This is a genomic window from Salinimicrobium sp. TIG7-5_MAKvit (genome assembly GCF_049569215.1).
Lineage (GTDB): Bacteria > Bacteroidota > Bacteroidia > Flavobacteriales > Flavobacteriaceae > Salinimicrobium > Salinimicrobium profundisediminis.
This window is the reverse complement of record NZ_CP145903.1, coordinates 838,953-853,125: the sequence shown is the minus strand read 5'-3', so window position 1 is coordinate 853,125 and position 14,173 is coordinate 838,953. Positions and strand designations below refer to the sequence as shown.

The window sequence follows — 14,173 nt, the reverse complement described above, 5'->3', positions numbered from 1 at the left end:
AGTATACCAGAACCCGGGTTATTAAGAATAAATATTGAATATCAAAAGCTAAAGAGGCTGTCTGAAAAGGCAGCTTTTTTTTCGGGTTACACTGCAAAATTTCTTGTTTAAGAAGGCTGAAAAATGATATATAGGCTGTATGAATTCTTACCAATTTTTCATTACAAAACATTGTTATAAATGCCCTTTTTGACAGGTAAGGAGATTTTGTAACCGCACAGTTTGTATAAAAAAAAGCCGCCTGAAGTATACTTCAGGCGGCTTAATAGTAAAACTTGTTTGGTTGAAACTATTCTAGTAGGAATTAGCGATAATTTGTTCAAATAGCTCTTGTTTACCACTTATTTGCTGAGGTTCTCCTGCTTCACGGGCTATCTTGCTCAAATCTTCCAAAGAAAGTTCGCCGTTTTCGAATTTAGCTCCGTTTCCACTGTCAAAAGAGGAGTAGCGTTCTTTTCTAAGTTGTTTATACTTAGAGTTCTCCAATATGTTATTGGCACAAATAAGGCCTCTCGCAAAAACATCCATTCCTGAAACGTGAGCAATGAATTTATCTTCCAGGTCGGTAGAATTACGTCTTACTTTAGCGTCAAAATTGATTCCTCCGCCCTGAATTCCGCCGCCTTCAAGGATGATAAGCATTGTCTGCGTGATTTCGTATAGATCAATTGGGAATTGGTCTGTATCCCATCCGTTTTGATAATCACCCCTATTTGCATCGATGCTTCCTAACATTCCGGCATCAACAGCTACCTGCAACTCATGTTCAAAAGTATGTCCTGCAAGGGTTCCGTGATTTACCTCCAGGTTTAATTTGAAGTCATTTTCAAGGCCGTACTGTCTTATGAAACTCAGCGAAGTTGCAGCATCATAATCATACTGGTGCTTGGTAGGCTCCATTGGCTTTGGTTCTATAAAGAAATTCCCTTTAAAACCTTGTTTTCGGGCGTAATCTTTACAGGTGTTAAGGAATCTTCCCAGGTGATCCAATTCTCTTTTCATATCGGTGTTAAGAAGGCTCATATAACCTTCACGACCACCCCAGAATACATAATTCTCACCTCCAAGGGCCATAGTAGCATCTAGAGCGATCTTTGCCTGTGCACCGGCGTATGCCAACACATCAAAGTTTGGATTTGTAGCGGCACCATTCATATAACGTGGATTGCTGAAAAGGTTTGAAGTACCCCATAACAATTTGATCCCGCTTTCTTGCTGCTTTTGCTTTGCGTACTCTACCATGGTTTGTAGGCGCTTTTCGAACTCCGCAAGAGTTGGTGCTTCATCTACAACGTCTACATCGTGGAAACAGTAATAAGATGTTCCCAGCTTGGTCATGAATTCGAATGCCGCATCCATTTTGTCTTTTGCACGGGTAATGGGATCGTTACTTTTATCCCATTCAAATGTTTCAGTCCCCGGCCCAAATGGATCACTTCCGGTGTTGTTGAAAGTGTGCCAGTAGGCAGTAGCAAATTTCAGGTGTTCCTTAAGTGTTTTACCTGCTACTACTTTATTTTCGTCATACCATTTAAAAGCAAGCGGATTGTCACTCTCCCTGCCTTCAAATTTGATTTTGTCAATGTTTTTGAAAAATTTTGATTCCATAATTACTCTTTTTCAGTTTTAATGTTGCTTTTCCATTTTCCGTAGATCTCTTCATACTGGCTGGAGAGTTCTTTTTGTGGTTCCAGGCACTCCAGGCGTTGAAGATTTTGAAACGCTTCTTTAAGATTTTTATAATATCCGAATCCATAGGCTGCGCCACGTGCTGCACCTTCGGCTCCTGAAGTGTTATAGAGTTCGAGTTGTGCCTGGGTAGTGTTGCAAAAGATCTCCCTAAAAACAGGACTTAAGAAAAGGTTTCCTTTTCCGGCACGTACAATTTCACCCGATGTTCCCAGCGACTTCATAACATCGAACCCATAATTCATTGCGAATACAATTCCTTCACAGGCAGATCTTATCAGGTGGGCAGGTTGATGAATATTAAAATTGAGGTTTTCAATACCCGACTTTGCCTGTCGGTTATTAAAAATTCGTTCTACTCCATTTCCAAAAGGGTAGAAACGTAGATCTTCACTTCCGGGTTTTGCTTTTGCAGCTTCGGAATTAAGTACATCATAAGAAATGAGCTCTTTGTCTCCCACCGACATTATTTTCCGAAGCCATTGATATAGAATTCCTGAGCCATTTATAATTCCCAGCAGGCCATTTCTCTTTTGATCTTGAGTATTACTCACATGAAGAAATGTATTGATACGATTTTGCTCGTCGTAAATGTCTTTATCTGTAACAGCGTATATTACTGCTGATGTTCCTGCCGTGGTGGCTATCTCTCCCGGATTAAGTACATTAAGTGAGAGGGCATTGTTTGGTTGATCGCCTGCGCGGTATGTGATTTTGACACTGCTGTCAAGCCCCAGTTGGTTAGCTACATCAGGATGAATGGTAGCCTGTTCCCCAAAAGTGGGAACAATTTCGGGCACCAATTCCCTTTCTAATCCCATTTTCTCAAGGATTCCGGTAGCCAGCCTGCCTTCGGGAAAATTCCAGAGTGCAGCTTCAGATAGGCCAGAAGAAGTTGTTTGAGGAATACCTGTAAGCTTTGCAGCTAAAAAATCTCCCGGTAACATCATGTATTTTGCCCTGGCATATACTCCCGGCTCATTCTGCTTCACCCAACTAAGTTTAGATGCAGTAAAATTTCCAGGACTTCCAAGGATCTGCTCATTGCAGTTCTTCTCCCCTATAGTTTTATATGCTTCATGACCTATTTCTGCAGCCCGGCTGTCACACCATATAATTGAGGGCCTTACGGGCTCAAGGTTTTCATCGGTAATTACAAGGCCATGCATTTGGTAAGCAATACCAATTCCTTTAATCTGCTTTAGGTCATAGTTATGCTTGTTACTTATTTCATTTAGACCCTGCTTTAGATATTGCCACCAGCTGTTAGGATCCTGTTCGGCCCAACCAAACCTGGGTGCCTTCATTTCCATTTCAAAATCGGGTGCCGTAACAGAACATACGGTCTCACCTTTTTCTGCATTTAGTACAGATAGTTTTATTGAAGAACTACCTAAATCTATTCCTAAAAAGTGCATAAATATTCTTTATTTTTTCTTCATCCATAGTTCTTCCATATCTTCCAGGGTTCTTCCTTTAGTCTCTGGGACAAACTTCCAGATAAAGAGTAAAGAAAGAAGAGCCATCACTCCATATATCCAGTAAGAGAAGCCGTGATTGAAATGTTCTACAAGTGCCGAATTGTTATTCATCATAGGGAATGTCCAGGAAACAATAAGGTTGGCTAGCCATTGAATTGCTACTGCAACTGCCATTACACCCCGAATTTTATTAGGGAAAATTTCTGAAAGTAGTACCCAGGTTACAGGTCCCCACGACATAGCGAATGCAGCAATGTAAAGAAGCATAAGAAGTAGTGCAGGTAAACCTTCAGTTTCTGTATACAGTGCAAAGCCAAGGCCTATCATAGCTACAGCCATAACCGCACTACCAATCATCATCAATTTTTTTCTTCCAAAATTATCCACAGTCATGATTGCCAGTACTGTGAAGAGCATATTAATTGCTCCCACGATAATGGTTTGGAGCATCGAAGCATCTGTTTCCATACCCATTCCCCTAAAGATTTCAGGGGCGTAGTATAAAACCACGTTGATACCTACAAACTGTTGGAATATGGAAAGAAGAATACCTATGATAACAACACCCCACCCAAAAGAAAGCCAATGCGATTTTGTGCGACTAAAAGAGGCTTTAATATCGGACAGGATTCGGGTGGCCGTTTCAGGCCCATTTAATTTGGTAAGTACTTTCATCGCATCTTCTTCATTCCCCTTCATGGTCTGGTACCTTGGAGTTTTAGGAACAAAGAACAGGAAGAGCAGGAAGAGTAAGGCAGGAATTGCTTCAGAAAGGAACATATATCTCCATCCGGTTTCATTGATCCACAATTCTGTTTGTCCACTTACAATAAAGTAGTTTACAAAATACACCACTAACATTCCTGTAACGATTGCGAACTGGTTAAAAGAAACGAGTTGACCTCTTATATTAGCAGGTGCCATTTCGGCTATGTACATTGGAGCCAGCATACTTGCCAGTCCTACTCCTATACCTCCTATAATTCTATAGATGATAAAAGCAGTTAAGTCATTCCCGGGGAAGATATTCATGACCTCGGGGTAAGAAGAACCAAGTGCTGAAATTAAGAAGAGTAGGGCTGCAATGATCAATCCATTTCGCCTACCTATAGAATTAGCTACGTTGTCACCCAGTGAGGCTCCAATAATACAGCCTACCAGGGCGCTACTTACCATGAACCCCAAAATAGAATTCCTGAGATTCTCAGTGAGAATGTTAGGAAGGGTTAGGAATTGAAAATAAAAGACCGCACCTCCAAAGATGAGGATTGCGGCAATAATGGTATAAGCTTTGTTTTTCTGAAAGAACTTAAGAATAAAATCTGCAAACAAAAGACCTATGGCCAGAACGCATAAGCTTATTGTGATTTTAAACTGAAAAATAGTGTCTTCAGCAAATGAAGGGCTGTTCTCGAGGGAGGTGATAAAGAAATTTTCCAGAGCACCTACCGCTCCTGATATCACTGCAGTATCATAGCCAAATAAAAGGCCTCCTAAACTTGCTACTATGGTGATAAGATAAACGCTTGTTTTACTTGTGTGGGTTGTGGCCATCTTATTTTTGTATCTTATGGTTTAATTGACTACAAGTTTAAATATTAATTTTTAATTTAGCAATTATTAAATGCTAATATTAAAGTATTCTTAAAATTTTTGTCTGTGATGATTATCTGTGTATTGCACAGGTAGTACAGATGTACCTGGTAAATAAATGAAGAAAGAATTGTTAGATATTGAATCCGGAGAACTTATTTCAACATCAGTGATGAGCTCTATTACGATTGACTGTACCATTTTTGGTTTTGAGAATGGCAGCCTTGAGGTTCTTCTGGTGAAACATGCGAAGGGTATCAGTGAAGGAAAATGGGGGCTTCCGGGCGGATGGATTCAGGAAGTGGAAAGTATAGATGCTGCGGCTCACAGGCTACTAAGAGAATTAACAGGACTGGAGAATATATACCTTGAGCAGCTCAAAGCTTTTGGAGAGCCCGATCGTTTCCCATTAGGGAGGGTCATAACTGTGGGTTATTATGCTTTGGTGAAACGGGAAGATTACAGCGTTAAAGCGGGGTTTACTGCTTCGGAAGCAAAATGGTTCAAAATTGCAGAGGTGCCCAAGCTGATATATGATCACACACAAATTCTGGAATACAGCATCCAAAACCTGAGAAAAAGGGTGCGGCAGGCTCCTATAGGCTTTAATCTTCTGCCAGAAAAATTTACACTCTTGCAGCTTATGCAATTATATCAGGAGATTTTAAAGGTAGAGATGGATAAGCCTAACTTTAGGAGAAAGTTCTTAAGGATGAAACTTTTGGTAGACATTAATGAGAAACAAAAAGATGTTTCGCACAGGGCGGCCAAACTGTACAAATTCGATAATAATACCTATCAAAAACTAACGGAAAAAGGTTTTAATTTCGAGTTTTAATAGGGCATATAGCTTTTAAAATAAAGGTATAGTTACTTAAGATTATCTATATTTGTATACATCTGCAAAACAACCATTTGTTGTTATTTCCAAGTTGATTCCATGAAAAAGAAAGAAGTGACTATTTATGATTTGGCTAAAGAGCTGAACTTTTCCCCTTCTACAGTTTCCCGGGCGTTAAATAACCACAAGAGTATCGGGAAAAAAACAACAAAGGAAATCCATAAAGCGGCACAAAGGCTTGGATACAGGCCTAACTCTATTGCAGCCTCTCTGCGAAGTAACAAAAGTAAAACTATTGGTATCCTAATTGCCAGGATCAATAGCCCTTTTATGTCTACCCTTATAAGCGGAATTGAAGATACGGCGCGTAAAGCCAATTATAACGTACTTATAAGTCAGTCTAATGAGAGTTATGAAAACGAGGTGAATAATGCCAAGGCGCTATATGATAGCCGGGTAGGGGGAGTGATCGTGTCGCTTGCCATGGAAACAGTAGATACTTCTCATTTTAAGCAGTTTTTAGACAAGAATATTCCTGTGGTCTTTGTAGATCGTGTTCCAAAAGAATTTAATTCTTACCGGGTAGTAATTGATAACTATGCTGCGGGTTATCGTGCTGCAAAACACCTTATTGATCAGGGGTGTACGAGAATAGCACATTTTGCAGGATCTCAACATGTAAATGTATATAACATGCGTAAAAAAGGGTATATAGATGCCCTGAGTGAGAATGGAATTGAGGTTGACGAAAACCTGATCATTGGCCTTAAAACTATGAGTTCTACAGAAGGTTGGGAAGCGACCGAAAAACTGCTTGGTATGTCAAATCCGCCTGATGGAATATTTTCTTCAAACGACAGTGCGGCTGTTAGTGCCATTCGCTGTGCCAAAGAAAGAGGAGTGAAGATACCTGAAGAATTAGCTATCATTGGTTTTAATGATGATCCTGTGGCTTCTATTGTTGAGCCCTCACTTTCAACTATTTCACACCCTGCAAGACGAATGGGGGAGATATCGGCTTTAAGAATTCTGGAACATTCAAAGGAAAACCTCGGCACCAGCGTGTCAGAGATCACAATGCTTGATACCAAGGTGATTGTTCGTAATTCCAGTAAAAGAAAACCTTAGATTCCAAACTATTTTGGTGCTTAAAATATTCGATCAAGGTTAAAATAGGGTTTATAAGCGAAATCTATTTACCTGGGTTAAAAGTCAAAATATTCCTTCGCATTGTAATAGGATATATCCTGCACAATTTTTCCAATCCATTCCAAATCTTCAGGCAGTTCCTTCTTTTCAATTGCATTTCCGAAGTAATTACATAAGATGCGTCGAAAATATTCATGCCTTGGAAAAGAAAGAAAGCTCCTGCTATCTGTCAACATACCCACAAAACAGCTAATGAGCCCCATATTTGAGATGGTGGTTAATTGTTTCTCAATTCCATCTTTTTGATCGAGAAACCACCATGCAGCCCCATGCTGTATTTTGCCTTTTTGGGAGTTGCCCATAAAATTTCCGGCCATGGTGGCCATAACCTCATTTTCGGAAGGATTTACATTGTATAAGATCGTTCTGGGCAGGGAATTGATTATGTCTAAAGAATCCAGGTATTTTGCCAGTGGTTTAGCCTGTTGAAAATCGCCTATACTGTCAACACCTGCATCTGCTCCCAGGTTATTCAGCATTCTTGTGTTAGTATTCCGTATAGGTCCCAGATGCAATTGCATTGTCCAGTTCTTTTCTGAATACATCTTTCCAAGGTGGTACATTACTCCCGATTTAAAGACCAGAACTTCAGTTCTTTCCAGCAGCTCTCCTGATAATTTTTTGTTCAGAATTCTATTGAGCGCTACATCAGTAAAATCTTCGGAGAATGCACAATCCAGGCCGTGGTCAGAAAGGCGGCAGCCATGTTCATGAAAATAGTCTATCCTGCTTTTTACAGCATCAAGGAAGCTGTCAAAGGCATCAATTTCAATCTCTGTTTGGGCTGAGATTTTTTCAAGATAGGTCTGGAAACCTGCTTCCTCAATTCCCAGAAATCTATCAGGTCTAAAAGTGGGAAGGATTTTAATTTCAAATCCGTCTTTGGCTATTTGCTGGTGGTAGCGTAGATCATCTGCAGGATCATCGGTAGTACAAACCACCTCTACATTCATTTTTCGAAGCAAATTCCGTACAGAAAATTTGGGAGTAGAGATGAGCGAGTTGCAATGATCATATATTTCTTCAGCGTTAGAGGTGTTGAGAATTTCATCAACTCCAAAATATCTTTTCAATTCCAGGTGGGTCCAGTGATAAAGCGGGTTCATTAGGGTATAAGTGATAGTCGCGGCCCATTTGCTGAATTTTTCCCTGTCGCTGGCCTCTCCCGTAATGTATTTTTCTTCTATGCCAAGGGCTCTCATTGCCCGCCATTTGTAATGATCGCCCTCTATCCACAGCTGGGTAAGGTTTTCAAAAATGCGGTTTTTTGCAATGTCTTTTGCTGAAAGATGGCAGTGATAATCAATAAGAGGCATTGATTTAGCATAATCGTGATATAACTTTCTCGCGTGATTGGTCTCCAGGAGAAAATCAGCGTCTATGAAATTTTTCATTTTAATCTTCTTATGGGTATTACCTGACTGTGAAATTGGCTTCTTTTAGTTCTTTTCCCAGTTCAATACTTCTTTTTCCGGGGCTTGAGCCACCAATGTAGATACTGAATTCACCCGATTCTAAAACGCTCTCTCCTTCATTATTCACTAGTTGCATCATCTGCGGAGTGATCTCAAATGAAATCTCTTCGGAAGCTCCAGGCTCCAGTTCAACCCTTTTTATTCCGTATAATTGAGATTTTGGGGTTCTTACTGAAGCTTTAAGATCAGATACATAAAGCTGAACTACTTCTTCTGCTTTCGTTTCTCCGGAATTTGTCACCACCACTTTTGCTGTTAATGATTTTCCTTTTTTCAGTTTTTTCTCTGAAAGTTTGATGTCTGAATAATTAAAGTCGCTGTAGCTAAGGCCATAGCCAAAGGGGTACATGGGCTCTGCATCCATGTATTTATAAGTTCTGCCTTCCATGCTATAATCTTCGTATGCCGGAAGGTCATCTAAAGACTTAGGAAAGGTTATTGGGAGCCTTCCCGATGGTGATACCTTTCCAAAAATGACATCTGCAACGGCATTTCCTCCTTCTTCCCCGGGATACCAAACCAGGAGAACAGCATCTGCCAGTTCATGTACTTCCTGAAGATTCATAGGGCTACCTCCTGTGATCACGGCGATAACAGGAGCATCACCTGCCGCTTCATTCAGTTTTCTCAAATAATCGATCTGGTTTTGTGGAAGATTGTAATCCAGCCTGTCTCCAAAAGTTTCTGAAGCTATAGATTCTCCTTCTTCCCCTTCTAAAACTCCCGAAATACCAAGTACTGCTATGGTGGCATCGCTATTACCAGCATTGGGGGAAGCCCAATCCTGCGGATTCGCATTTGGTCTGTCAAGCAATGTTCCCTGGCGGTATTGCATTTGGCTCTGTGGCTCTATTGCACCGGCAAGGCCTTCAAGAATGGTGACCAGGTTGGGGTTGATTCCGTGGTAATTTCCAAGTAGCACTTCTATACTGGTCGCATTCGGGCCAGTAATAAAGTACTTGGAAAGGTCATTTTTGAGAGGTAAGGCACCATTATTTTTTAGCATTACAATAGATTTTTGCGCAACTTTTCTTGCCAGAGCCCTGTGCTCTTCGGTATCTAAATCTTCTGCTGAAAGCTGTGAATATGGATTGTCTTCTGCGGGGTCAAAAAGGCCTAATTTGAACTTCGTTTTTAGAAGAACAGCAAGTTGCTCATCAATTTCGGCTTCAGTTATCAAACCTTGTTCAACGGCTTCGACCAAGGAAGGGTATACGCTTCCGCAGTTAAGGTTCACACCGCTTTTAATTCCCAGAGCTGCAGCTTCCTCGGGAGTTTCCACCACGTTGTGGCCTTCGTAAAAATCTACGAGTGCCCAGCAGTCACTTACGATATGCCCCTGGAAATTCCATTTGTCACGTAAAACGTCCTGCAACAAATATTTGTTTGCGCAACAGGGTTCCCCATTTGTCGCGTTATAGGCGCACATGATGGTTTCTACATCTGCATCTACAAGGGCTTTAAAAGCCGGTAAATAAGTTTCCCACATATCTTTCATGGAAGCTTCGGCATTGAATTCATGACGAAGTTTTTCGGGTCCGCTGTGCACGGCATAATGTTTTGCGGCGGCAGCAGTTTTTAAGTATTTAGGATGATCACCCTGAAGCCCTTTTACAAAAGCTGTCCCTAATAAGGCGGTAAGGAATGGATCTTCTCCATAAGTCTCCTGCCCACGGCCCCAACGAGGGTCCCGGAAGATATTAATGTTCGGAGTCCAAAAAGTGAGGCCACTGTATTGACGGCGATAGCCATTTTCTACTGCAGTATTATGGGTTGCCCGTGCCTCATCTGAGATCGCATTGGCAACTTCAAGAATTAGGTCTTCATCAAAAGTAGCTCCCATGCCAATAGCCTGTGGGAAAACAGTTGCCACACCAGATCGTCCAATACCATGTAAAGCTTCATTCCACCAGTTGTATTCGGGGATTCCCAGGCGTTCTACTGCGGGACTGTTATGCATCATCTGCCAGGCCTTCTCTTCAATAGTCAATCGATTGATTAGATCCTGGGTCCTTTCCTTTATACTTAAGGTAGGATCATTGAAAGGATAATTTTGATTTTTAGGATTTTCCTGGGCAACGGCAAATCCCGTAATAAAGGTTATAAGTAAAATTAAAAACTTTCTGATTATTAGACTTTTCATGTGGCTATTTTATGGGTTGGTTATTCTTCTAGTGTAGAGGTAATAAACATTGCATCTTAACAAATTAAATATATTTTTAATTTAAACGCAACCGATTGCGTAAAATGTTTTGCTGATAGGTTATTTTTTTCTATTTTTCCGTTCCAAATCACGTGCATATTTTAAATAATCCTCTTCAATGTCTAAATGTCTTTACTTCATATTTTTACTGGCAATTCTCCCGTTAAACCTTCGTTCTCAGGACGGTTATGACCTATGGCTGCAATATTATCCTATTGAAGAAGCGACCCTAAGAGAAAACTATTCCACCCAAATTCAGGGATTAATAACCTATGGGTCTGGCGCTACACTGGATGCTGCGGTCTCTGAGCTTGAAAAAGCTTATGCGGGGTTCTTTGGGGCATCAATTCCAACCGCTATCTCTATTAAGGAAAACAGCCTGGTTCTGGGCACCCGTGATAATCTTCCTGCATATGTGCTTCCTTCTTTGGAAGAAGAATTTACAAAAATTAATTCTGAAGGTTATATTATCAAAAAGATCCGCATTGGAAATACACCTGCAACAGTTATTACAGCAGAAACTGAAGCCGGACTTCTATACGGTACTTTCAGGTTTATCAAAGAAATGCAGTTGAGAAACGCTATAGATAAAATATCTATAACCGATTCTCCAAAAATTCAGATCAGGGTGCTAAACCACTGGGACAACCTGGACAGGACCGTAGAACGTGGCTATGCCGGATTTTCCATTTGGGACTGGCACCACCTGCCCGAGCTTATCAAACCTGAATATATTGACTATGCCCGCGCGAATGCCTCTATTGGGATTAATGGAACCGTGTTGACTAATGTGAACGCCAGTTCGGTTGTGCTTACTTCAGCATATATTGAAAAAGTAAAAGCCCTGGCTGATGTTTTCAGGCCTTACGGAATAAAAGTTTATCTAACGGCACGTTTTTCTTCCCCAATGGAATCGGGTGACCTGGAAACGGCCGATCCTTTTGATCCTGAAGTAAAGCAATGGTGGAAAGATAAGGCAGATGAAATTTATGCTGAAATTCCCGATTTTGGTGGATTTTTAGTCAAAGCAAATTCTGAAGGACAACCTGGCCCTAATAACTATGGTAGATCTCACGTTGATGGTGCAAATATGCTTGCTGAGGCCGTAGCACCGCACAACGGAATCGTGATGTGGCGTGCTTTTGTTTACTCAGAACACGATCCTGATGACAGGGCGAAACAGGCGTATTCCGAATTTGTGCCTTTTGATGGTAAATTCCATGACAACGTGCTGGTGCAGGTGAAGAACGGGCCAATAGATTTCCAGCCGCGGGAGCCATTTCACCCTATGTTTGGCTCAATGCCCGATACCCCACTAATGATGGAATTCCAGATCACGCAGGAATATCTTGGTTTTAGTTCCCACCTGGTTTACCTGCCAAAAATGTTCGAGGAAGTGCTTGATGAAGATACCTATGTACAGGGGGAAGGATCTACAGTAGCGAAAGTTATAGATGGAACCCTGTCAAATAAAAAATTAACAGGAATCGCCGGGGTGGCCAATATTGGAACTGCAAAGAACTGGACAGGTCATCCTTTTGGGCAGGCCAACTGGTATGGCTTTGGGCGTCTGGCCTGGGATCCTTACATGGATTCTGAAGAGATCGCAGAAGACTGGCTAAAAATGACATTTTCAAAGGATAAAAATTTTGTTGATGAGGTGAGTGAGATGATGTTGGATTCCCGGGAAGCAGTTGTGAATTATATGACTCCTTTAGGTCTCCACCATATCATGGACACAGGTCATCATTACGGTCCCGGCCCGTGGGTTGACAACCTGGACAGGCCAGAGTGGAATCCTGTTTATTATCACCGTGCCGATTCTTTGGGAGTTGGTTTTGACCGAACTACTACAGGAAGCAATGCGCTTGCTCAATATGCAGAGTCCCTTAGAGAAAAGTATAATTCAATAGAAACAACCCCCGAACAGTACCTGCTGTGGTTCCACCACGTGCCCTGGGATTATGAAATGAAAAACGGAAAGACTCTTTGGCATAACATGGCTGCTAAATATCAGCAAGGTGTGGAAGAAGTGGAAGATATGGTGAAGACCTGGAATGAAATGGAAGAATATGTAGATGAGGAGAGGTTTACCACGACACAAATGCTGCTTCAGATTCAGCTGAAAGAAGCAAAGTGGTGGCGCGACGCCGTACTTCTGTATTTCCAGCAGTTTTCTGAAATGGAATTACCCGAATTTGTCCCTACACCCGAACATGATTTAGAATATTATCAATCACTGGAATTCCCTTATGCACCAGGCATAAGTCCTTCCTGGCATTAAACTACTTATGAACAAAAATCTTATAGCACTGGTAACCGGCGCAAATGCCGGACTGGGATTTGCAACTGCAAAAAAATTCTGTGATAACGGAATTACTACCTACGTAAATGGTAGGAATAAGGAGAAAACCCTGCAAGCCTGCGAGGAACTGGGGCCAAATGCAAAACCTTTTATCCTCGACCTCAATAATCTGGATGAAATACCTGAAGCCGTCGCAAAACTTGCTGAAGAAGCCGGAAAAATTGATATTCTGGTGAATAACGCAGGGATCAATATGAAAAAGGAATTTCTTGAAGTTACTAACGATGAATTTCAGAATATTCTCCACACCAATGTGCTTGCGCTGTTTGCAGTGAGCAGGGAAGTGGCAAAAGTGATGAAAAAGAATAACTACGGAAGCATTATCAGGAGGATTTCAGCAAAACCTTTAGACAGGCGAATGGCATTAACGATCTCAAAATTCTCCCGGAGTCGGCGGGAATGCATGCCCTCTATGTCATCCTGTATAGAATATTTGTTGGTGCTTTTATCTGAAGCTATCGTAATATCATAAACCCTCTCAATATTTTTAATATCCCTTTGAAAGGTGCGGTGAGAGGTAAGTAGATTTTCTTCTAAGGCATCACGGGCCTTGCCTATCTCTCTTTGCACCTCTTCATAACTCATAGGTCTTATTCTCAAAACAGAAATGATCCTGTTGTACCGTCTAATGGTTTGGGCTAATGACATAATTCTAAGAACAAATTTTTGAAAAGAAAGATGCTACCTGTTCTTCAAATAAATCTACAGGAATGCGATGCCCCAGTAACGGATCAATCTTGATCTCCAGTTCATGATCCTGCAGGTGCCTGCCCAAAAAAGCCAAAGTTTCCTGCGGATTCACAATCTCATCCCTGCCGCCAAGCAGAAGTTGCTTTGAAGCATTACCTCTGCGGAATTTTGCTTCCGGAAGCATAAGGCTCCACGGGTATTTCGACAAAGGCGGATTAAATAAGAGGGCCGGCCTGCCAATCCAGTTTGAAATAATGTATCCGTTCAAAGCTCCCATACTGCTCCCTATAATCACATTGAATTCAGTTTCAGGGTAGGGCTGAAGGATCTCGATTGGCTGAAGGTGTTTTCGGGAATAATTAATATCGGGAGCTTGAACCTTGCCATACCTCTCTAAAATGGCATTTTTAGCCTCGCTTAATTTGCTGTTCAATCCGTGTAGATAAAGAATATTCATAGGAGTTAGCTTGTTTACTAATGTAAAGAAACATAGAGAAGACGACAAAAAGTGTCGTGAGTAAATTTTTTCTGAAAATTAAGATATTTAGGCTCTGCTGAATTTTAAAATTTCTTAATTCCATTAACTTTTAAGAAAGCTTTTTTGATATATTTGATCTGAAATAACAG

General features: G+C 41.1%; 10 protein-coding genes. 4 read left to right on the top strand and 6 right to left on the bottom strand.

Going from position 1 to position 14,173, the window contains the following annotated elements:
- Positions 1–294: 294 nt before the first annotated feature.
- Genes xylA through xylE form a run of 3 tightly spaced genes read right to left on the bottom strand, consistent with a single transcriptional unit; the run spans position 295 to position 4,724 of the window.
- Complete coding sequence (gene xylA / locus V5739_RS03825; RefSeq protein WP_423819718.1) at positions 295–1,608, bottom strand: xylose isomerase; 1,314 nt, start codon at positions 1,606–1,608, stop codon at positions 295–297.
- A gap of 2 nt (positions 1,609–1,610) precedes the next feature.
- Complete coding sequence (locus V5739_RS03820; RefSeq protein WP_423819717.1) at positions 1,611–3,107, bottom strand: xylulokinase; 1,497 nt, start codon at positions 3,105–3,107, stop codon at positions 1,611–1,613.
- Between the two features lie 9 nt (positions 3,108–3,116).
- On the bottom strand, positions 3,117–4,724 hold the full coding sequence (gene xylE, locus V5739_RS03815) for a D-xylose transporter XylE (protein WP_266069206.1): 1,608 nt from the start codon (positions 4,722–4,724) through the stop codon (positions 3,117–3,119).
- Between the two features lie 157 nt (positions 4,725–4,881).
- On the opposite strand from xylE, the gene V5739_RS03810 reads away from it, so the two are divergent.
- Both V5739_RS03810 and V5739_RS03805 read left to right on the top strand, forming a co-directional pair.
- Complete coding sequence (locus tag V5739_RS03810) at positions 4,882–5,601, top strand: NUDIX hydrolase (RefSeq protein WP_423819716.1); 720 nt, start codon at positions 4,882–4,884, stop codon at positions 5,599–5,601.
- Between the two features lie 102 nt (positions 5,602–5,703).
- Entirely contained in the window at positions 5,704–6,732 is a 1,029-nt protein-coding gene (locus V5739_RS03805; protein WP_423819715.1) for a LacI family DNA-binding transcriptional regulator, read from the top strand.
- A 77-nt stretch (positions 6,733–6,809) separates the two neighbouring features.
- Here V5739_RS03805 and uxaC read toward each other — a convergent pair whose 3' ends face one another.
- Positions 6,810–8,207 carry a glucuronate isomerase gene (uxaC, locus tag V5739_RS03800; RefSeq protein WP_423819714.1) on the bottom strand — a complete coding sequence of 466 codons (1,398 nt, stop codon included), beginning with the start codon at positions 8,205–8,207 and terminating at the stop codon, positions 6,810–6,812.
- Positions 8,208–8,226: 19 nt separating this feature from the next.
- Entirely contained in the window at positions 8,227–10,431 is a 2,205-nt protein-coding gene (locus tag V5739_RS03795; RefSeq protein WP_423819713.1) for a glycoside hydrolase family 3 C-terminal domain-containing protein, read from the bottom strand.
- A gap of 178 nt (positions 10,432–10,609) precedes the next feature.
- Here V5739_RS03795 and V5739_RS03790 point away from each other — a divergent pair, with 178 nt between their 5' ends.
- Positions 10,610–12,775, top strand: a complete 2,166-nt coding sequence (locus tag V5739_RS03790; RefSeq protein WP_423819712.1) for an alpha-glucuronidase family glycosyl hydrolase — start codon at positions 10,610–10,612, stop codon at positions 12,773–12,775.
- A 7-nt stretch (positions 12,776–12,782) separates the two neighbouring features.
- Positions 12,783–13,328, top strand: a complete 546-nt coding sequence (locus tag V5739_RS03785; RefSeq protein ID WP_423819711.1) for an SDR family NAD(P)-dependent oxidoreductase — start codon at positions 12,783–12,785, stop codon at positions 13,326–13,328.
- A gap of 180 nt (positions 13,329–13,508) precedes the next feature.
- Here V5739_RS03785 and V5739_RS03780 read toward each other — a convergent pair whose 3' ends face one another.
- Complete coding sequence (locus tag V5739_RS03780; RefSeq protein WP_423819710.1) at positions 13,509–14,003, bottom strand: YqiA/YcfP family alpha/beta fold hydrolase; 495 nt, start codon at positions 14,001–14,003, stop codon at positions 13,509–13,511.
- Between the last annotated feature and the right edge of the window lie 170 nt (positions 14,004–14,173).

Bases quoted from the DNA above. Each gene is read 5' to 3' on its own strand.
- xylA (WP_423819718.1), bottom strand. From the start codon at position 1,608: ATGGAATCAAAATTTTTCAAAAACATTGACAAAATCAAATTTGAAGGC.
- V5739_RS03820 (WP_423819717.1), bottom strand. From the start codon at position 3,107: ATGCACTTTTTAGGAATAGATTTAGGTAGTTCTTCAATAAAACTATCT.
- xylE (WP_266069206.1), bottom strand. From the start codon at position 4,724: ATGGCCACAACCCACACAAGTAAAACAAGCGTTTATCTTATCACCATA.
- V5739_RS03810 (WP_423819716.1), top strand. From the start codon at position 4,882: ATGAAGAAAGAATTGTTAGATATTGAATCCGGAGAACTTATTTCAACA.
- V5739_RS03805 (WP_423819715.1), top strand. From the start codon at position 5,704: ATGAAAAAGAAAGAAGTGACTATTTATGATTTGGCTAAAGAGCTGAAC.
- uxaC (WP_423819714.1), bottom strand. From the start codon at position 8,207: ATGAAAAATTTCATAGACGCTGATTTTCTCCTGGAGACCAATCACGCG.
- V5739_RS03795 (WP_423819713.1), bottom strand. From the start codon at position 10,431: ATGAAAAGTCTAATAATCAGAAAGTTTTTAATTTTACTTATAACCTTT.
- V5739_RS03790 (WP_423819712.1), top strand. From the start codon at position 10,610: ATGTCTAAATGTCTTTACTTCATATTTTTACTGGCAATTCTCCCGTTA.
- V5739_RS03785 (WP_423819711.1), top strand. From the start codon at position 12,783: ATGAACAAAAATCTTATAGCACTGGTAACCGGCGCAAATGCCGGACTG.
- V5739_RS03780 (WP_423819710.1), bottom strand. From the start codon at position 14,003: ATGAATATTCTTTATCTACACGGATTGAACAGCAAATTAAGCGAGGCT.